Source organism: Saccharomonospora azurea NA-128 (assembly GCF_000231055.2).
Lineage (GTDB): Bacteria > Actinomycetota > Actinomycetes > Mycobacteriales > Pseudonocardiaceae > Saccharomonospora > Saccharomonospora azurea.
The window spans coordinates 3,316,589-3,333,930 of sequence record NZ_CM001466.1 but is presented as its reverse complement, the minus strand read 5'-3'; the positions used below and the strand labels follow the sequence as shown (position 1 = coordinate 3,333,930).

23 protein-coding genes and 1 pseudogene are annotated in these 17,342 nt (G+C 67.4%); 16 read left to right on the top strand and 8 right to left on the bottom strand.

Annotation, left to right across the window (positions count from 1 at the left end):
- Positions 1-3: 3 nt before the first annotated feature.
- A complete protein-coding gene (locus tag SACAZDRAFT_RS15275; RefSeq protein WP_005443163.1) occupies positions 4-480 on the top strand; it encodes a DUF309 domain-containing protein in 477 nt (158 codons plus the stop codon).
- On the opposite strand, the gene SACAZDRAFT_RS15270 is transcribed toward SACAZDRAFT_RS15275, so the two are convergent.
- Together SACAZDRAFT_RS15270 and SACAZDRAFT_RS15265 are read right to left on the bottom strand one after the other, a co-directional pair.
- A complete protein-coding gene (locus SACAZDRAFT_RS15270; protein WP_005443161.1) occupies positions 470-961 on the bottom strand; it encodes an SgcJ/EcaC family oxidoreductase in 492 nt (163 codons plus the stop codon). The two genes, SACAZDRAFT_RS15275 and SACAZDRAFT_RS15270, sit on opposite strands and share 11 nt — an antisense overlap.
- Positions 948-1,427 (bottom strand): MarR family winged helix-turn-helix transcriptional regulator, encoded by a 480-nt coding sequence (locus SACAZDRAFT_RS15265; RefSeq protein WP_040927786.1) that lies wholly within the window; start codon positions 1,425-1,427, stop codon positions 948-950. The genes SACAZDRAFT_RS15270 and SACAZDRAFT_RS15265 overlap by 14 nt, the downstream gene beginning before the upstream one ends.
- Positions 1,428-1,573: 146 nt before the next feature.
- On the opposite strand from SACAZDRAFT_RS15265, the gene SACAZDRAFT_RS23855 reads away from it, so the two are divergent.
- Together SACAZDRAFT_RS23855 and SACAZDRAFT_RS15255 are read left to right on the top strand one after the other, a co-directional pair.
- Positions 1,574-2,485: a hypothetical protein gene (locus SACAZDRAFT_RS23855; RefSeq protein WP_005443157.1), complete on the top strand. Its 912-nt coding sequence runs from the start codon at positions 1,574-1,576 to the stop codon at positions 2,483-2,485.
- On the top strand, positions 2,482-2,802 hold the full coding sequence (locus SACAZDRAFT_RS15255) for a hypothetical protein (protein WP_005443156.1): 321 nt from the start codon (positions 2,482-2,484) through the stop codon (positions 2,800-2,802). The genes SACAZDRAFT_RS23855 and SACAZDRAFT_RS15255 overlap by 4 nt, the downstream gene beginning before the upstream one ends.
- 20 nt (positions 2,803-2,822) lie before the next feature.
- Here SACAZDRAFT_RS15255 and SACAZDRAFT_RS15250 read toward each other — a convergent pair whose 3' ends face one another.
- Positions 2,823-3,635, bottom strand: coding sequence for an aminoglycoside 3'-phosphotransferase (locus SACAZDRAFT_RS15250; RefSeq protein ID WP_005443155.1), 813 nt, complete (start codon positions 3,633-3,635; stop codon positions 2,823-2,825).
- A 125-nt stretch (positions 3,636-3,760) separates the two neighbouring features.
- On the opposite strand from SACAZDRAFT_RS15250, the gene SACAZDRAFT_RS15245 reads away from it, so the two are divergent.
- Positions 3,761-5,242 carry an amidase gene (locus tag SACAZDRAFT_RS15245; protein ID WP_005443154.1) on the top strand — a complete coding sequence of 494 codons (1,482 nt, stop codon included), beginning with the start codon at positions 3,761-3,763 and terminating at the stop codon, positions 5,240-5,242.
- A 10-nt stretch (positions 5,243-5,252) separates the two neighbouring features.
- Here SACAZDRAFT_RS15245 and SACAZDRAFT_RS22780 read toward each other — a convergent pair.
- From SACAZDRAFT_RS22780 to SACAZDRAFT_RS15235, 3 genes and pseudogenes are all read right to left on the bottom strand, one after another.
- Positions 5,253-5,567: pseudogene (locus SACAZDRAFT_RS22780) on the bottom strand (dihydrofolate reductase family protein); the annotation flags it as partial.
- On the bottom strand, positions 5,552-5,785 hold the full coding sequence (locus SACAZDRAFT_RS22775; RefSeq protein ID WP_005443153.1) for a hypothetical protein: 234 nt from the start codon (positions 5,783-5,785) through the stop codon (positions 5,552-5,554). The pseudogene SACAZDRAFT_RS22780 and the gene SACAZDRAFT_RS22775, both read right to left, overlap by 16 nt.
- Before the next feature lie 90 nt (positions 5,786-5,875).
- Positions 5,876-6,442, bottom strand: a complete 567-nt coding sequence (locus SACAZDRAFT_RS15235) for a hypothetical protein (protein ID WP_005443151.1) — start codon at positions 6,440-6,442, stop codon at positions 5,876-5,878.
- 770 nt (positions 6,443-7,212) lie between these two features.
- On the opposite strand from SACAZDRAFT_RS15235, the gene SACAZDRAFT_RS22555 reads away from it, so the two are divergent.
- Complete coding sequence (locus tag SACAZDRAFT_RS22555) at positions 7,213-8,658, top strand: ATP-dependent nuclease (RefSeq protein ID WP_157607022.1); 1,446 nt, start codon at positions 7,213-7,215, stop codon at positions 8,656-8,658.
- Between the two features lie 357 nt (positions 8,659-9,015).
- On the opposite strand, the gene SACAZDRAFT_RS15230 is transcribed toward SACAZDRAFT_RS22555, so the two are convergent.
- Entirely contained in the window at positions 9,016-10,593 is a 1,578-nt protein-coding gene (locus tag SACAZDRAFT_RS15230) for a hypothetical protein (RefSeq protein WP_005443145.1), read from the bottom strand.
- 178 nt (positions 10,594-10,771) lie between these two features.
- Between SACAZDRAFT_RS15230 and SACAZDRAFT_RS15225 the strand changes: the two genes are divergently transcribed.
- Positions 10,772-10,981: a hypothetical protein gene (locus SACAZDRAFT_RS15225; RefSeq protein ID WP_005443143.1), complete on the top strand. Its 210-nt coding sequence runs from the start codon at positions 10,772-10,774 to the stop codon at positions 10,979-10,981.
- Here SACAZDRAFT_RS15225 and SACAZDRAFT_RS15220 read toward each other — a convergent pair.
- Positions 10,978-11,304, bottom strand: coding sequence for a helix-turn-helix domain-containing protein (locus SACAZDRAFT_RS15220; protein WP_005443142.1), 327 nt, complete (start codon positions 11,302-11,304; stop codon positions 10,978-10,980). The genes SACAZDRAFT_RS15225 and SACAZDRAFT_RS15220 overlap by 4 nt on opposite strands.
- Before the next feature lie 159 nt (positions 11,305-11,463).
- Here SACAZDRAFT_RS15220 and SACAZDRAFT_RS15215 point away from each other — a divergent pair, with 159 nt between their 5' ends.
- From SACAZDRAFT_RS15215 to SACAZDRAFT_RS15175, 10 genes are all read left to right on the top strand, one after another.
- Positions 11,464-11,763, top strand: coding sequence for a hypothetical protein (locus tag SACAZDRAFT_RS15215; RefSeq protein ID WP_005443141.1), 300 nt, complete (start codon positions 11,464-11,466; stop codon positions 11,761-11,763).
- A complete protein-coding gene (locus SACAZDRAFT_RS15210) occupies positions 11,763-12,221 on the top strand; it encodes a DUF3307 domain-containing protein (RefSeq protein WP_005443140.1) in 459 nt (152 codons plus the stop codon). The genes SACAZDRAFT_RS15215 and SACAZDRAFT_RS15210 overlap by 1 nt, the downstream gene beginning before the upstream one ends.
- 48 nt (positions 12,222-12,269) lie before the next feature.
- Entirely contained in the window at positions 12,270-12,437 is a 168-nt protein-coding gene (locus tag SACAZDRAFT_RS23015; protein ID WP_005443139.1) for a hypothetical protein, read from the top strand.
- Between the two features lie 56 nt (positions 12,438-12,493).
- Positions 12,494-12,685 (top strand): hypothetical protein, encoded by a 192-nt coding sequence (locus tag SACAZDRAFT_RS15205; protein WP_005443138.1) that lies wholly within the window; start codon positions 12,494-12,496, stop codon positions 12,683-12,685.
- Between the two features lie 83 nt (positions 12,686-12,768).
- Entirely contained in the window at positions 12,769-12,984 is a 216-nt protein-coding gene (locus SACAZDRAFT_RS15200; RefSeq protein WP_005443137.1) for a hypothetical protein, read from the top strand.
- 6 nt (positions 12,985-12,990) lie between these two features.
- Positions 12,991-13,245, top strand: coding sequence for a hypothetical protein (locus SACAZDRAFT_RS15195; RefSeq protein WP_005443136.1), 255 nt, complete (start codon positions 12,991-12,993; stop codon positions 13,243-13,245).
- Positions 13,245-13,460, top strand: coding sequence for a hypothetical protein (locus SACAZDRAFT_RS15190; RefSeq protein WP_005443135.1), 216 nt, complete (start codon positions 13,245-13,247; stop codon positions 13,458-13,460). The genes SACAZDRAFT_RS15195 and SACAZDRAFT_RS15190 overlap by 1 nt, the downstream gene beginning before the upstream one ends.
- A complete protein-coding gene (locus SACAZDRAFT_RS15185) occupies positions 13,453-13,800 on the top strand; it encodes a hypothetical protein (RefSeq protein ID WP_005443134.1) in 348 nt (115 codons plus the stop codon). The genes SACAZDRAFT_RS15190 and SACAZDRAFT_RS15185 overlap by 8 nt, the downstream gene beginning before the upstream one ends.
- Positions 13,800-14,969 carry a hypothetical protein gene (locus SACAZDRAFT_RS15180; protein ID WP_005443130.1) on the top strand — a complete coding sequence of 390 codons (1,170 nt, stop codon included), beginning with the start codon at positions 13,800-13,802 and terminating at the stop codon, positions 14,967-14,969. Before SACAZDRAFT_RS15185 ends, SACAZDRAFT_RS15180 begins: the two co-directional genes overlap by 1 nt.
- On the top strand, positions 14,966-17,173 hold the full coding sequence (locus SACAZDRAFT_RS15175; protein WP_005443129.1) for an FtsK/SpoIIIE domain-containing protein: 2,208 nt from the start codon (positions 14,966-14,968) through the stop codon (positions 17,171-17,173). Before SACAZDRAFT_RS15180 ends, SACAZDRAFT_RS15175 begins: the two co-directional genes overlap by 4 nt.
- The last annotated feature ends 169 nt before the right edge of the window (positions 17,174-17,342 follow it).

Below are 17,342 nucleotides of genomic sequence, written 5' to 3'. Positions count from 1 at the left end.
CGCGTGGCTGACCGCGATCGAGACACCGAGGGCCGAGCCCGCAACGCGCGGCCGAGGGACGGGCTCGGACGTCCCCTGCCCCGCGGCGAGCAAGGAGTTCCGCGCCAACCCGAAGGCGTGGTGCGCACGCCGCAGGAGACGCTGCGCGAGGCACAACAGCTGCTGGACGAGGGGAAGCCGTTCCACGCGCACGAAGTGTTCGAGGACGCGTGGAAGTCGGGCCCGGACGCCGAACGAGAGCTGTGGAGAGGACTCGCGCAGCTCGCCGTCGGCATCACGCACGCCGCGCGGGGCAACCGGACGGGCGCCGTGGCGCTGCTGCGGCGGGGCTCCGACAACATCGCGCCGTTCGCCGGCGCACGGCCCCACGGCATCGACGTCACCACCCTGCGCACCTGGGCGGCCGCGCTGGCCGAGAGCGTGTCGCGCCACGACACCCCGCCCGACGCGGCCGCGATCGCACCTCGACTCAGGCCGTGACGCCGGCTCGCCCCAGACCGAACCTCGCGGAGAGGCGCACGAGCGTCCTGGCCAGGCGTGCCGGAACCGAGTCCGGCGGAGGCACCGCCACCGGCCGCACCCGCCCGTTGTGGACCGCGGCGATCCGCCAGCCGACCGGCGTGCGCACACACACGATGGTGTTACGAGTGAGCCGTCCTTTCGGAGGCGTGGAACGCCATGCGACGAGGACGGAACCCGTGCCGTGGACGAGTGCGACGTCGTCGGACAGGAATCGAACGGACTCCACGTCCCCGACCAAGGCGGTCCCGGCCAGAACGCCGCGGAACAGCTGGTCGTGCGACTCCACCATCGGCGCACGCCCCCTCGCACGGGTGCCGTCGAAGGACACGTAGTCGCTGTCCTCGGTGAACAGGTCGCCGTAGGCGTGGGCGTCGCCCGCGGTCCACGCCGCACACATGCGGTGGAACAGGTCTCGTAACTCGGCTTCATCGCGGTTCATGGCCGCCTCCTTGAGGTTTGGTCATCGCGTGGGCACGCAGCAGCGCGACCTGTCGGAGAGCGACGTCGGTCGCTCGGTCGAGGAATTCGGCGACAGTGGCGAGCTGGTCTTCGTCGAAACCGGACAACAGCGCCGAGAAGTCGACGAGCTCGGCGAACACCTCACCGATCTGCCGGCGCGCCTTCGGCGTGCAGTGGAGCAACTGCTTGCGACGGTCCTGCGGGTCGGGTTCGCGACGCAGGAAGCCCGCCCTTTCCAGCCGAGCCACGACACCGGTGATCGCGCCGCTGGTGAGCCCGGTGATCCTGGCCAGTTCACTGCCCGTCATCGGGCCTCGTTCCGTGACCAGATCGAGGCACTTGTGATCGGCGGGCCCCAGCCCGAGCCGTTCGGCGACGGCGTGGTGGAACAGCACGGTCGCTGTGCTGTGCCGACGAAGCGACGCGCCCAAGGTCTGGACGGTCACGTCTCCCGGCTCTTCAGACGACGACATCACTCACCCTTTCGCTTAGCTCCTAAGCTATTACGTGAGCGAATCGAGGTCAAGGAACATCGTGTACGCGGCTGGGAACGGGTATTCGACAACGGTGTCCCCCACGCGAGAGGTGGCCCATGGTGAGCCAGTGGAACGACACCGACAGCCCGGACGACTCCCGAACCGAGCCCGCCGCTCCCTCCGAGGCGGAGACCGCGGGACGCGACCGGAACGCTCGGCATCCCGACGGGAGGCTCGCCGAGGAGACCTCGCCCGACGTGTTCCTCGACGTCCCGGAGCTGTCCGTCGACGAGATCGACCTCGACGTCGAGGACCTGCGGGCTCACGTGTCCCTGCATGCCGACGTCCTTGATCTGCTGAAGCTGCACGTGGGGGCCGACGTGGCGCTGGGCAGGGTGGCATTGACGATCAGTGGCGTTCAGGCCCAGGCCCAGCTCCGGGTGCGGCTCGACCGGGTCGCCGAGATCATCGACCGCGTCCTGACGACGATCGACCGCAACCCGCAGATCATCGAACACGTGCTCAGGGCAGCGGAACCGGTGCTGCGCGGCGCCGGCACTGCCGTCGGCGAACTCGGCGAGGGCGGACGCCGAGCGATCGAGGACGTCGGGCGGGGTGCCGGCGGGGCCGTGGAGGACGTCGGACGAGGCGCAGGCGGAGCCGTCGAAGACGTCGGACGAGGCGCAGGCGGAGCCGTCGACGACGTCGGACGAGGCGCAGGCGGAGCCGTCGACGACCTCGGACGAGGCGCAGGCGGAGCCGTCGACGACCTCGGTGAGAGCGCCCGTGGAGTCACCGACGATCTCGGCACGGCGGCAGGCCGCGTCGTCGGGGGCCGGGAGGAGGCGACCGAGGAGGATCTCGACGAAGACGTCGGCGACGAGCCTGGGGAAACCGACGAGGAAACCGACGAGGAGTCGGACGTCCGCCCACGGCCGGAAGGAAGAACCCGACGTTCCCGGCCGTCGGGCAGCGGTCGCGAACCACACCGCCGCGTCGCCCCAAAACGCCGCAGGCCTCGGTCGTGACCGACTCCGCGAACTCCGACCACGCCGAGAACGCCGAGAACGCCGAGGCCCCCGACGACCACGACGGCTCCCCCGACATCGCGTTCACCGCGCGCGTGTCCGGTCGACGGCTGCGGTGGCACGACGATCCGCAGACGACGGTGTCCTTCGACGGCTCCGAGGGTTTTCGTTCGCGCTCCCACAGCGATCGGGTCGGTCTCCCGAAGACAGTGCGGGCCCGACACACCTACCGTGACGTGACGGTGGACTACCGGCTCGAGTGCGCGCTGCCCGAGTCACCTCCCGAGACCCCGCCCGACTCGGAGCCCGGTTCCTGAGCCGCGCGACCACCGTGGCGTCAGGCCAGGTCCCACAACAAGCGGTAGTACGCGAGGCGTTCGACGTCCGGTTCGACTCCGTAGGCCGAGTAGACGAGGTGGTCGTAGCCCGGGCCGAAGTTCCAGTCGAGACTCCACGCCGCGACGGCCAGGTCGGCCCAGCGATCGGCGAGCCCGAGCGAACCGAGGTCGACGTGTGCGGCGAAGGTGCCGTCGTCGTGCAGCAACGTGTTCGGCGCACACGCGTCGCCGTGGCAGACGACGAGTCGCTCGACCGGCGGAGGTTCGGCGAGGCGGGCGCGGGCGTCGGCGACTGTCAGGTGCCGGTGCTCCGGGAACCAGCTCGACGGTCCCTCACCGGCGGCGATGCGCTGGTCGACGCGCCGCAGGCGACGTGCGACGCTCCACTCGTACGGGCAGTCGCCGACGGGAAGTCGCTCGTGCAGCACACGCAGCCCGTGCCCGATGGCTGCGGCGGCGGTGGCGGGTTCGGCCGACCACCGCCGGTCGACGGCGGTGCGTCCCGGGACGGACGCGGTCACGAGCCAGGTGCCGTCGGCATCCTCACCCGAGGCCAGCACTCGCGGCACGGTGACCCGACGCGCCGCCCAGGCGAGGCGTTCGGCCTCGGCCGCGAGGTCGAGCACGGGCGTGCCCCGGGCGACCCATTTGACGTACCGGGTGAGGCCGCCCGGCGACTCCAACCGGAACGTGAGCCCGCCCAGCTCGTTGCGCCACACCGGGGTGACGACGTCGTCGCAGGCCAGCGCCTGCACGGCAGGCGGCACGGGCACCGGCCCGGTGGGGATCTCGGCGACCTCGCGCGAACTCACGGCAGGACTGTACCGAGACGACGTCACGCCGCGGTGTCGCAAGCGTTGGTCTTCAATAGGGCTCCACTGGGTCGTCAGGGAGTCGACCGGGTTTCTCGGACAAGGGCGGTGGCGGCGTGGCTGCGATGGAGTACGGCGAGTACCGGAAGTACGACGCGGTGGGGCTGGCGGAACTGGTGGCCCGGGGCGAGGTGTCGCCGGGAGAGTTGCTGGAGACGGCGATCGACCGCGCCGACCAGGTCGACGGACGGCTGAACGCGATCGTGCGCCGGATGGACGACCTGGCTCGGCAGCAGACCGCCGGGGAGTTGTCGGGACCGTTCGCCGGGGTTCCGTTCCTGCTCAAGGACCTCTCGCAGGACTACGCGGGAGTCGCGACCGGCAGCGGGTCGCGCGCCCTGCGCCGCCACGCGGCCTCCCGGCACAGCCTCGTGGTCCGACGCTGGCTGGACGCCGGGCTCGTGATCTTCGGTAAGACCGCCACGCCCGAGTTCGGCACGAAGGGGGTCACCGAATCCAAGGCCACCGGAGCGACCCGCAACCCGTGGAACCTCGCGCACACCCCCGGCGGCTCGTCCGGTGGTTCGGCCGCCGCGGTGGCGGCCGGTGTCGTCCCGGTGGCCGGGGCCAGCGACGGCGGAGGCTCGATCCGCATCCCCGCCGCGTGCTGCGGCATCTTCGGGCTCAAGCCGGGCCGGGGCCTCGTGCCCGCGGGGCCGGACGTGGCCGAACCGCTCTCGGGCGCTGCCACGGACGGCGTGGTGTCGCGGACCGTGCGCGACACGGCCGCGATGCTCGACGTGCTGACCCGCACCCCGGACCTCGGCGGGCCGTACCTGCCCGCCGTCCCCGACACGTCGTACGTCGAGCTGGCCAAACGCACGCCGATGCGACTGCGCATCGGATTCACCACGCGCTCCCCTCTCGGCACGCCCGTGCACGCCGAGGCCGTCGCCGCCGTCGAGCAGGCCGCCGCCCTGCTCGACGGACTCGGCCACGACGTCCAGCCCGCGGAGCCGGAGATCGACGGGGTGGCGCTGGCGCGTGACTTCATGACCATGTGGTCGGCGCAGACAGCCGCGACCATCGAGCGGATCAAGCAGGCCACCGGAGCACGCAACCGGGACTTCGAGGTGGACAACCGCCTGCTCGCCGCCTCCGCCCGGGCGGTGCGGGCCGCGGACTACGCCGCGTCCCGCGAGCGCTGGAACGTCCACACCCGCGCGCTGGCCGCGTTCCACGAGCGCTTCGACCTGCTGTTGACGCCGACGCTCGCCGGACCACCCGTGCGCGTCGGCGAGCTGACCACACCCCCGCTGCTGCGCCTGGGTGGTGAACTCCTGCTCCTGCTGCGCCTCACGGGACCGTTCACTCGGACCAGGACGTGGAACGACCAGGTCCTCGCGAACCTCGAACAGGTCCCGTTCACTCAGCTGGCGAACCTCACCGGCAGGCCCGCGATGTCCGTGCCGCTCTACCGGACCGCCGACGGGCTGCCGCTCGGCGTGCAGTTCGTCGCCGGACTCGGCGGTGAGGCGACCCTGCTGGCGCTGGCGACCCAGCTGGAGGCCGAGCGGCCCTGGGCCGATGCCGAACCGGCGTTGTGACGGCGAGGGATCAGGTACTCGGGTTCGGCGCGGCCGACGCGTACTCCGGGCGGCCCGTGGGCCGGTAGACCTGGATCGTCACTCCGCGTGGAGTGGACCGCGACTCCACCAGGTCTAGTCCCGTGTCCACACCCGCGTCGGGGAACAACCGCGTGCCCTGCCCGAGGACCACGGGGCAGACGAGCAGGGTGAGCTCGTCGACGAGCCGGTGCTCGAGCAGCCAGCGCACCAGGACACCGCTGCCGTGCACCTGCAACTCCCCTCCCGGCGCGGCCTTCAGCTCCGCGACGGCCGACGCCAGATCACCGGTCAACACCGTGGTGCCGTCCCCGGGAGCGTGCCCTCGATGCTCACCGGCTCGCGGTGACCGTTGACGAGAAGAGGCACAAGCGCCGTCTGGCCGCGTTTCGAGAGGTACAGCTCCGCGGTGATCCCGAGCCGGTGCATCGCACGGTCGGCCACCTCGGCGATGTCCAGGCCGGACGCGCTGTGGGTCTCGCCGACGACCTCGGCCACGACCTGCCACCAGAGATCCGACTGCACCACCACACTCCCACGTACCCGGTCGGCGCAGGTGGAAACGAGTGGGTGACACAGCGCGGACCCTGTCCCGACTGGCTCCGTTAGGACGATTCAACGCCATGTCCAGTAGTCGCGCGTGGGAAGGCGGATCCACGAATCCGGCGGGCCGCTGACCGCGCGGCCGTCGATCGGTCGCAACCCCACGTAGGCGAAGCAGTACGCGAGCGCGTGGTCCTCGTACAGCTGGGCCAGCAGTGCATCGCGGCCTCGCTCGTGCTCGTCGGGTCCGCCACCGGGGTGCAGATCCCAGGCGACGAGGTCGCCGTCGCGGCAGATCTTGCCTTGGTTGCCGCTCTTGGGGTTGACATACATGGCGTAGCAGGTCGTACCCATCGAGAGCGCCGACGTCACGCCGGGCATCTGCGGGCCGTACCCCCACGGCTGCGCGAGCACGCATCCGCCGGGCACGTCGGTGACCCCCATCGTCAGGATGGTGTCGTCACGGATCGGATTCTCCCAGTACATGGCCATCAGCCGGTCGAGGTCGATGTCGACGGCCTCGGCATCCAGTCTGCGAACCGCCTCAGCGGCGTCGATGCCCGCCACACACGCGATGCCGAGTCCATCGATGTCGAGGTCGCCGAGCGTGGCGATCAACCGTCGACTCTCCCGCGCCATGGCCGACTCCTCCCGCGTGCGCGAGAAGTCCGAGCCCGACAACTCGGGCCCGGCACCGGCGAACCTGTCTCGATCCGTCCCATCGCGCCGACCGAAGCCGGCTTGTCCCCTGCCGTCGCTCATGGCGACCAGACTGTCGTGCCGGTCTGACGATCCGGGCGACATCCACACCGAACGACAAACGCCCCGCCGCCTGGTCTTCCCAGGTGGCGGGGCGTTTCGCCTGCTGTGGCGGGTGAGGGATTCGAACCCCCGTAGGCTGAGCCGTCTGATTTACAGAGGGGCACGTAAGCACCTTCTGACCTGCGAAGACACCCCCACGATGAGTGCTTTCTGGGGCACATATGGGACGCGCACCTCCGACCGGGTGATCGTGTTCACTCGCAAACGTGGGTCTACCGTCAACTCAAGATCCAGAGCTCATCAGGCACTCCATGACGCGATCGGCTGGGGCGGCGTGAAGTAGCTCTTGCAAAGTTTCAGCTTCTTTGCGCATGCGAGTTCGCAACAGCGGGACGCGCAGAACAAACACCCCGATGAACCTCAGCGTGCTGACATGACAGGGACGTGTGAAACTCGCACTGAGGCGAGCAGCGAAACGCCCAAGGTCCAAGGGTGTCATCTCTGCAGGCTCGCGATGAGGCCGTTCGGCGGCATGAGTACCGCCGAACAGTCCTAAGTCAGATTATGGAACCGACGTTTCATGCCCACCCAAGATGCACCACTGGGACTACAGAGTTTCCACCACGCACTGCCTTAGACTCTGGATCATGTCGAACGAAATCGAGCGCATCCGCAGAAGGATACAACAGAACAACTATCCTCTATTATTGCGGTCCATATCCATTGACGGCCTTCGCGGTTTCAAGCATTCGGACATCGAGTTGCCGTTTCCAGTAATGGCACTTGCAGGCGAAAATGGAGTCGGAAAAACGACCATCCTAAAACTTGCCGCATGCGCTTACGAACAAGATATACCCAACCAAAGATCCTTCCAGCCCGGAGAGTTCTTCCCGAGCACATCATGGGATGAGGTAACCAAAGTTTGGGTAAATTACGAATACAAACAGGGCCCGAAGGGGCCACCACTAAAATCGCTCCGAAAGCCATCCTCCCGCTGGCGAGGAATGGACAAAAGGCCGAGCAGGAAAGTCTTCTTTCTTGATATATCCAGAACAATGCCACTGGAAGCCCTTTCGGGATATGCACAAATAGCCAAAAAAACAGCAAGAGAAGCCAGCTCCACAGAATTAGCCGAAGAGTATAGAAATAGGCTCGCTTACATAATGAACCGAGAATACATTGGAGCCAGGTTTGCCACAACAAACGATGCAAAATCTAACCGGCAAGTAGGCATATTGGGCCGAGACTTCGGCGAGTACTCCCAGTTTCACCAGGGAGCCGGCGAAGCTTCGCTCCTATCTCTGATTCAAACCCTGGAGCGAATTCCTGACTGCTCACTTCTGTTAATCGACGAAGTCGAAGCGTCACTACACCCTAAGGCGCAGCGTCGCCTCATAGAGTTCCTACTTTGGCTTAGCCGCACCAAATCCGTACAGGTCATACTCAGCACACACAGCCCTTACGTATTAGAGTCTTTGCCTCCGGAAGCTCGAGCGCTCGTACTGAGAGGAAAAGATGGCGCTAAGATAATTTACGGTGCAAGCACCGAGTTTTGCATGACGAGTATAGACGACGAACAACATTTCGAATTGTCCATATTCTGCGAGGACGACATCGCTCAGGCCATCATCAGAGAGCTCTTAGCAAGGAGGGACCCGAACTTGCTGCGAAGATGCAAGATTCTCAAGACCGGCCCTTCAGATGTCGTTGAAACACTTGGGAAACTATCCCAAGAAAGCAGACTCCCATACCGGTCTGTAGCCTTCGTTGACGCCGACATAGACGCGCGTTTCGCCGAAAAGCTACCAGGATCCAAAGCTCCCGAGAGGCAAATCTTCGAAGACCTAAGGGACGCGGATTGGCCAGACGTTACCGACCGGTTCGGCATCGGATACGCTTCACTAACACAGACCCTCGAAGAGGCAATGAGGCATTCTGACCACCACCACTGGTGCACTTTCGTAGGTGACCATATCTCCAAGAGTCGCGGATACGTAGTCGACACCTTAGCCAGCATCTGGGCGAAGAACTGTGTCTCCGAGGAAGTTCTTGGTGATTTCACACAAAAAATCGTCGATAGGCTGGCACAATAACGCATCACTAGTGAATAGAAGGCCATCGAACTGTGATAACAACAGCGTCAGTATCAGCGCGCCAAGAATGATCCGTTCCTGGCCCCCAGACTAAGTAATCCCCCTGCGTCACCAGCAGAGCATCGCCGTTACGGAACCTTACGGTGAACTTACCCGAGACAAGGAGGACCAAAGTGGTTCGCTTGTCGCCTGTGACCCAATCATGGCGCTCCTCTCCTGCCTTATGGACACCCCACTTAACTTCGAGTAATTCGGTGGAACGATCGCCTGCAGATGGCTCCATAAAATGTCCGAGGATCCAGCCTCGGCGGTCGGCACCGTCGTCAGCAGCGTTGCCTTGATACCAGCTACGTTCGCTCATTCCAGCTCCCATTCCACTGTCGGCAGGTTGACGCGGCGGTCGCCGACCTCGGCTAATCGGCGGAGGGCTTGCAGGAAGGCGAACAGGCCCTCGTTGCTCCAGGCCGTATCGCCGACGAGGTCGGTGAGAAAGTCCTTATCGACGCTGGAGAACTGCCGCAAGCTGTCGGATTCCCAGTTGGCCGCGATGTCGCCGCCGTAGTCGATCCAGAAGGTCTCATCATGGATGACAACCATGCTGGCGTACTCGTAGTTCCCGCTGACGAGGTTGAGGCCGAATCCGGTGCACTCCATCTGCCAGGCGTCAGGGTGTTCGGTGAGCCAGCGCATCGGGGCCGACAGGCGACTGGGGTGCATCGGATCGGCCCGGCGTTGAGCGCCCAGGGTGCCGTCCACGTCGTCGCGGCCGAACAGCTCCTCTTCCATCTCTCGCCGCAGCGTGGCCCCGATCTGGGTGTCGTCGAGGTAGTCGGTGAGCGGTTCGTGGAAGCTCTTCGGGATGACCGCGAGTCGGCGGGCGGCGTTGAGCACGCGCCCGCCGCGCTCTTGGACTAGAAGCAGGTAATCGGCCTTGGCCCGACGTAGCCCGGGTGGGCGTGCGATCGCACACAGTGCCAGTGCGCCACCCGCGCACAGCCGTTTGTCGACGTCGAGAACTGACTGGACGTCGGGGAGGTATCGCTGTCGTAGCGGCAGCATCTCGGCTGTGGGCTGCTCGCCCTTGGCCAGTACGTCCACGAGCTCGCCTTCGAGTAGGTCCATCGTCAGCGCGTACTCGACGAAGGAGCTCAGCCCGAACGCCCCGGCGAGGCGACCACGGCTGATATCGATCTCGGCGAGCCGGTACAGCGTCGCGTCGACCATGCGCGTGTTCATCTCCAGCGTCTCCGCGACGCGCCGAATAGCTCTCTCAAGTGCCGGCGGATCCACCGTCACCGGTGGCGTCGTCTCACTGACCAGCTCGGCATGGTCATGTTCGGGCGTGAGCGGACACACCAAGTCCAACCAGTCAGCGCACGTCAGCACGCTGGTACGGACGCGCTGGCCGTCGCCGTAGCGGGCGCTGTAGGTGCCGTAGCCGGGTGGCATGTCGGCGTAAAAGCTGCGGAGCGCCGAGGCGACTTGCTCACGGTTGACTCCACTTCGTCGCTGGCCTCGGTCGTGAAGGGCCATGGGATTCAGGCTGACCAGTGCTGAGGCGACCCGCTGACGGGCGGTGCCCGGCTGCCAGTCGGCGGCCCGATCGAGCCACGCGAGAGCAGAGCCGATGTGCGGGTCGGCATGGAGACGCTTCTCGGCCTCGGTGAGGTCGGTGGCGGTCGGCGAGGTCGCCAGTGTGCTCCCTGCTTGGATCAACAGCCCGAACCGCGCTTTCGCTGGCGCCGGTGCCTCGTAGAGCACCGTGTCGAGTGCTTCTTGCAGCTCTGCCGAGAGTTGTGCCAGTGGGTTCGCATGCCACTTCGCCACCGTCCGGACAGCCGTGCCGAGCCGCTCGGCGAACCGCTCGTTCGTGAGCCGTAGCGCCTTCTGGAGCGCGCTGGCCCGCTCCCCGGTCCAGACGTCGATCACGTCCACGGATCGTCCACCCCCAGTGGAGTCAGCGGAGTGCACTGCGGGTGCACTGCGAGTTCATCGCTGGTCAGCGCCTCACAGCCTTGAATTGGAGGCATGAAAGGCAGCGCACCGCGTAAGGGTCCCACAGGGGCCGAGCCACCTGGAGCCGCGGTGACGAACCGACTGGGAGGGGAACACCATGCCGAAGAAGCAGCAGATACCCGCACTTGCCATGGCTGGCAACAGCCGGAGGGCGCCGAAGGTGCTCGGAAGCCTCTTCCTGCTCGGCGTGTTCGCCGTGATCGTGAAGTACCCGGGCGAGGCCGCAGGATGGGGAAGCGCAGTAGCGAACGGGCTGAGCGCGGCCATCGACAACGTGGTCGCTTTCATCAGCGCGCTGGAACGCTAGCTCTTGGCCGCTTCCTCCAGCTTCCGCACACGCTCTTGGAGGTCGGCGACCGTGTCTTCGAGCCGCTTGACCCGGTCCTGGCCGCCGATCGCATCTTCCCCGGCGGCAACTTCTTCCAGGTGCCGGGAAGGCCAGCCGAGTGCCTCCGAGATTGCAGCCAGCGTGTGAGGGCTACGACGGGTCTTCGGTGGGACGCCGTGCTGGATCTGGCGCAATGCCGCCGGGCTGACCCGGGACTTGCTGGCCAACTCCGCCTGAGTCATGCCGAGTTCGGCCAAACGGGTGTTTACAGCTTCGGCGACCGCATCCCAGTCCTTGCCCACTAAGACCTCCCTACCAGCACTTCTACCAGCGCCAACAATAGCGCGTCACGCCCAGTCCAGGGGCAATCAGCGCCATCACACATGAGTTCAACCCACCGATGCGCTTGCAGTAGCGCTTTTAGTAGCGCTACCGTAAGCGCATCGAACGGAAGGAGCGAGATGAAGACCGGACGGATCACGGATCGCACGGCGAGAGCGGCCTTTGAGGTCGACCCGCTGGTGTGCGTGGAGCGAGAGGAAGAGGCGGCTCGGATGGAGCGGTTGGAGCTCGAGTCTCTTCTGGCTGAGGTGGATCGGGAGTTGGTGGCTGAGCAGCGGGCGGCGGTGGTGCGGGTGAATCGCTCGTTCACTGATGCGCAGCGGGCGTGGCGTGCCGCTCGTCGGGCGGGTCGAGAGGCGTTGCGGGCGTTGCCGGGCCGGTTCGACGCGGCCGAATACGTCGCTGAGGAGGCGGCGTGATGCGGCGGCGTCCGGATCGGGTGGCGGTGTTGGTGGTGTCGTGGCTGGCCGCGGCGGCGGGGCACGAGGCCGGGGATTACCTGGTGCAGTCCGACCACGCCGCGCAGAACAAGCAACGCCACGAGGCGGCCGGATATGCGGCGTTGGCCGAGCACGTCGTCACGTATGCGGCCACCCAGCACGCGGCGAAGGCGATGGCGTTGCGGGCGGCTGGTGTGCGGCCTGGGTGGAAGGCGGTGGCCGCCGGCACGGTCGTGGAGGCGTTGCTGCACGCCCTGATCGATGACGGTCGGCTGTTGCGTCGCTTCGCCCACGGCACTGGCAAGGGCGGCTTCCACGACCTGTCCGCAGCTGGGGTCAACGGCCGGATGTTGATTGACCAGGCCGCGCACAAGGGGCTGCAGATCCCGATCGGCGCCCTGGTCACTACCTGGCTCGCCTCCCGGCGCACCCATTGACTTCCTTCCACCACAACGCCTGTCGAGATCAGCAGAGAAGGAGACCCGATGTTCCGCAACCCCAACAAGCCGAAGAACCAGCTGCGGGCGCGTCCGATCGAGCAGATGGGCCGCTGCCAGGCCTGCGGCAAGAAGGTCAGCCGCAAGGCCAACCTGTGCTCCAACCCGCGCTGTGCCCGCGCGATCGGCTGGATGCTCGACTCCGCCCGCTCCTGACTCGTCCCACGTCCGACCAGCACAACCCCGTATTCGCAGTCGAGAAAGGACTGTTCATGGCTCGCAAGCTGCCGATTCAGGAGATCACCCGCGGCAAGTGGGTGCGCGCGAACGATGGCGACTGGTGGCAGGTCACCAAGACCGACGTCGACGTGCGCAGCAAGACCGTGGTGCTGCACACCCGCAACAAGGCTGGCAAGACGGGCTGGGTGCAGGGCGCCATCGGCGACCTGCGCGTCGTTCGCTGACTTCGCCCCGGCCCGACGCCATCCGACCAAGAACGCGCGTCGGGCCGGGCTCTCCCCAACGAACTTGGAAGGGAAGGACACCCATGGTGTCACACAAGCTGCTCAAGCAGGCCGCGAAGCGCACTGGCTATCGGCCCGAACTGTTGTCCGCGCCGATCATGCTCATCATCCGCCGGCACCGTAAAGGCCACTCTCCCGGCCAGATCGCGGCGTTTCTGCGGGACTGGTACGGCGAGGACAACCTGATCACCGACCAGGCGTTCGTGGACTGGGTCCTCACTCACGCGGGACGGCGGTGAGTGGTGATGCTGATCGTGCACCGATGCCACTGCGGCCACCTGGACCGCTGGCACTCTTCCAGCGCCCTCACCGGCACCCGTTCCTGCTCCGCCCCCCAGTGCGGATGCGCCCAACCCGTCTACGACAAGCCGGAAGTCATTCCTTCCTGGCGCGGCACGATCGACGGCACCCAGCGGGACGTCGTCACCCGCCGACCGGAGTGCGACTGCCGCGGCTGCGCCGAGCTGTTCACCTCAGCCACTAACAAGGAGGTGGCCTGATGTCGGTGTTCGACGTCCTGCACCAGCACGGCCCCTGGCGCCTGGCCGGGTTCGCCCTCGCCCTGACGGTGTTCCTGCTGCTGCACCTGCTCCGTTGGCCACTCGCGCTGGCCGCGCGACTGCTCCTGGCCGCCCAAACCGGGCTGGACCACCGCCTGACCAACGCCATCACCCCCGAAACCACCGAGTACGTGAGGAGGACCGCCCATGTCTGAGATCCAGCGCCCCGAACCGGCCAGCGCGGAGCTGGTCGAGCGTGCCGACCGAGTGCACGCCACGATGGTCGACCGGGTGGCCTCGACCGTCGGCTACTGGACGCCCGAGATCGCTGGCACGGTCGTCGTCGGCTGTAGCGGCGCGGTGCTGCTGCACCCGGTCGTGCTCCCGATCGCGGGCACCGTGTTGGCCGCTCGCATCGTTCTCGCACGCCTGGCTTTCCGCCGCTACCAACACCACCGCGCCCCTCGTCGTGATCAGTTCGGCCGCACTCACCGGGATCGTCCCACCGACACCGCACCCGCCACTGGTGCCGAGGGTCGGGAGGGGATCGCCTGATGAGCAGCTACAAGGAGGAGTTGCGCAAGGACCGGGCCGCTAGGGCGGAGCAGGAGCGCGCGGATCGGTTGGCTGAAGCCGAGCAGCGGCGGCGGGACCGCGAGGCCGAAGCTGAGCAGCGTCGTAAGGACGCGGCAGCGGCGAAGGCCGAGGCCCGCAAGGACCAGCGGGAGCGCGAAGCCCGCAAGGCCGCCCGGAAAGCGGCTCGTCGGGCAGCGGTCAAGGCCGTGGCCGCGACGATCGGCGAGAACAAGGTGGCGTTGTCCATCTACAGCATCGCTCTGGTCTCGTTCGTGATGAGCGCTCCGGCGATGGCCGCCTACGGCGACCGCATCTACGTGGGCTCGGCGTGGGCGTTCACCGGCTGGCTGCTGCCGGTGGTGACCGAGCTGTCGATGTGGGCGTGCGCGTTCGCCGTCCACCACCGGCGCCGCACTGCCCCCGGAGCGTCGGTGTTCTGGCTGCAGGTCGGCGTCGCCCTCGCGACCGCTCTCGCGGCGGGGCTGAACGCGATGAAGGGCATCACCGTCGGCTGGGACGCCTCGGTGGTGATGGGCGTGGTGTCGATCGCCGGGGTGCTGCTGCACCAGATGGCCGTCGCGGGGCAACCCCGGTCGAAGGCCGAGCGGGCCGAGGCCGTAATCGCCCGCCAGGCGGCCCGCAAGGTTGAGAAGGCCCGCGAGGCTGCGATCGCCGATGCTGCCGTGGAGATCACGGCCGACGGCACCGCGCGGCTGGTGTTCGAGCCCGGCGTCTACCGCCTCGGCCGCGACCGCGGACCACGCCTGCGCCCCACGGTCAACCCGCTCGATCGACCCGGGCCGCGGGATGTGATGGACGACGAAATCGCCGCACTCATCGCCGCCGAGACCGCCCGCGCCGAGCAGCGCGACGAGCCGGATGGCGGGGGTGTGGCGACGGCGGAGCCACCCCGTCCTGAAACCCCGTCCCGCAGCAATAGACCTGCGGAAACCGGGCACCGTGGCGGGCGACCCACGCGCCCCTTGGACGCGCTCCGGGCAGAGTTCGAGGCCCTGCTCCAGACCCAGCCAGAGGCCGCCCGTTGGTCCGCTCGTCGGATCGCGCGGGAGCTGCGCTGCGGCAAGGACAAGGCCGCTCGGCTCCGAGACGAGTTCAACACCAGCATCCGTCGGAAGGGGGACCGATGACCAACCAGCATGACGAGGACCCGCAGGACGCCACCGTGGTGCCGCTGCGGTCGGAAGCCCAGCCGACTCCCGGCGTGATCGACGCCGAGATCGTGGCCGAGACTCCGCGGCCGACGTTCAACACACGTCGCTTGCCGGTGCCGCACATCAGTGAGGAGACCCGGCTGCGGATGGCCGAGCAGGCCGTCGAACTGCGGCGCGCCTCGGCCCCGTATGTGGCGACGGGCACGAAGTCGGCGCTCCGTCACGCCCTCTACATCCCGGCCGGGGCGGCGGTGGTGGCCAGGCGGGTGCGGGACTCGCGTGGCACGAGCCGGTACGAGCGGCTGCTGCGTGCCGCCGAGGCGCAGGGCGACTGGGACCGTCTCGGTGAGTGGGAGGAGCGCGAGGCTCGCGCCCGGCGCGAGCGGCACGAGCGGCACATGGACTGGCTCAAAGCCCCGGCCCATCTGGCCAAAGCGGTCGCGGTGTGCGCTGCCTCGGGTGTCGGGTTGCTGCTGGCCCTCGGGGTCGTGCTCGCGGTGGCCGACGGCGACGCCGGCATGGTCCTGGAGCCGATCGGCGCGGCGATCGACACCATCCGCTGGCTGTGGTGGTTCGCCACCGCCTACGGCGCTCTGCTGCTGACCGGCGGCCTCGGTCTCGGGGTGCTCTACCTGTGGGACCAGGGACGCAAGCACTCGACGTGGGAGCCGAGGTGGGTGCAGCCGGTGCAGCGATCGAGCGAGGGTGAGCCCGTCACGCCACACCGGGTGATCGCGGCGCTGTCGGACCTGGGGATTTCGACGTTGCGGAAGAAGTTGGCGGAGTTGGGCGAGGAGTCTGCCCAGTTGCTAGGGCCGATCACGATCGCCGGGTGCGGTGTCGAGGTCGATGTGACGCTGCCGACCGGGGTGACGACCGAGGAGATCAAGGCCAAGCGGCGCAAGCTGGCCGAGAACCTGGATCGGCACGAGCACGAGCTGTTCATCACCACCGCCCCCGCCGCGCGCACAGTGCGGCTGTGGGTGGCCGACCCGGGCGCGCTCGACGAGCCCATCGAGCCCTCCCCGTTAGTGCTCAACCACGAGATCACCGCCAACGTCCACTCCGGACGGGCACCGTGGGGACAGAACCTTCGCGGCGACGCCGTCTCGTTGAACCTGTGGCAGAAACACCTGCTCATCACCGGTTTGTCGAACATGGGCAAGACCGCCGCGCTGCGGTCGCTGGTGCTGTGGCTGGCGTTCGACCCCTCCACCGAGCTGCACATCGCCGACCTGAAGGGCATCGGCGACTGGCGCATGTTCCGCGGCATCGCCACCACGCTGATCGAAGGCCCGACCGATGAGCACGTCATCGACGCCACGCACATGCTGGAGTGGGGCGTGCACGAGATGGAACGGCGCCTGATGGAGTTCGACGCCGACAAGTACCCCGACGGGGTGCCGCCGAACCTGCCCGGCTTCCACCCGATCTACCTCGTCGTCGACGAGGCGCAGGTGGCATTCATGTGCCCGGCCCAGGGCGAAGGGGAAGGCGAGGGACGCGACCCGCGCCCGTTCGGCGGGTCGAAGAACACCAGCCGCTACTTCATGGCCGCCCGCAAGCTCCACAACCAGGGCCGCGCGGTCAACGTCGTGCTGTGGCAGGGCACCCAGGACCCCACCGACCAGAACCTGCCCAAGCTCGTGCGCGAGGGCGCCCACATCCGCGCCTCACTCAAGGTCGGCACCGAACAGCAATCCCGCATGGCGCTGGGCGACAACGCCGTCGCCGCCGGGGCCGCTCCGCACGAGCTCAAGCAAGAACACAAGGGCACCGTCGTGGTCACCGGCGCAGGAGTGCCCTGCCAGCAGGGCCAGACCTCCGAAACCGTGCGCACCCACTTCGTCAGCGGCAGCGACGCGATCGAGATCGCCGAGCGCATCAAGGCGGGCCGCGGACGTCGTGCCAGCTCAGGTGAGATCGCCCAGCAGGAGCGCGACCTGCTCGCTGACGTGGCCGAAGCGCTGCACGGTGAGGCGAAGGTCAAGGCCACCGACATCACCGCCCGGCTCCGCGAACTCGCCCCCGGCTACCCGCCCTACAGCGGCATGACAGCTGAAGACCTGCGCGACCTGCTCGCCGACTACGGCGTCAAGGTCACCAAGGTCGGCGTCCTGATGGTGTATGCGGAGCGTGTTCACTCCGCCCTCGCCGAACGACAGCAAGACGACACCTAACCCGCGTCCCACCAGCGCCTTTCACAGGCGTCTAGGCGCAGCGATTCCCTCGCTCCCTCCGCTCCCTTCGAGGGCAAAACCGCAGTTCACGCCTAGGGAGACGGGGTAGGGAGCGGCGAAGGGAAAACTCCCTTCCCCTCCCGCGATTCCCTACCCCGCTCCCTTGACC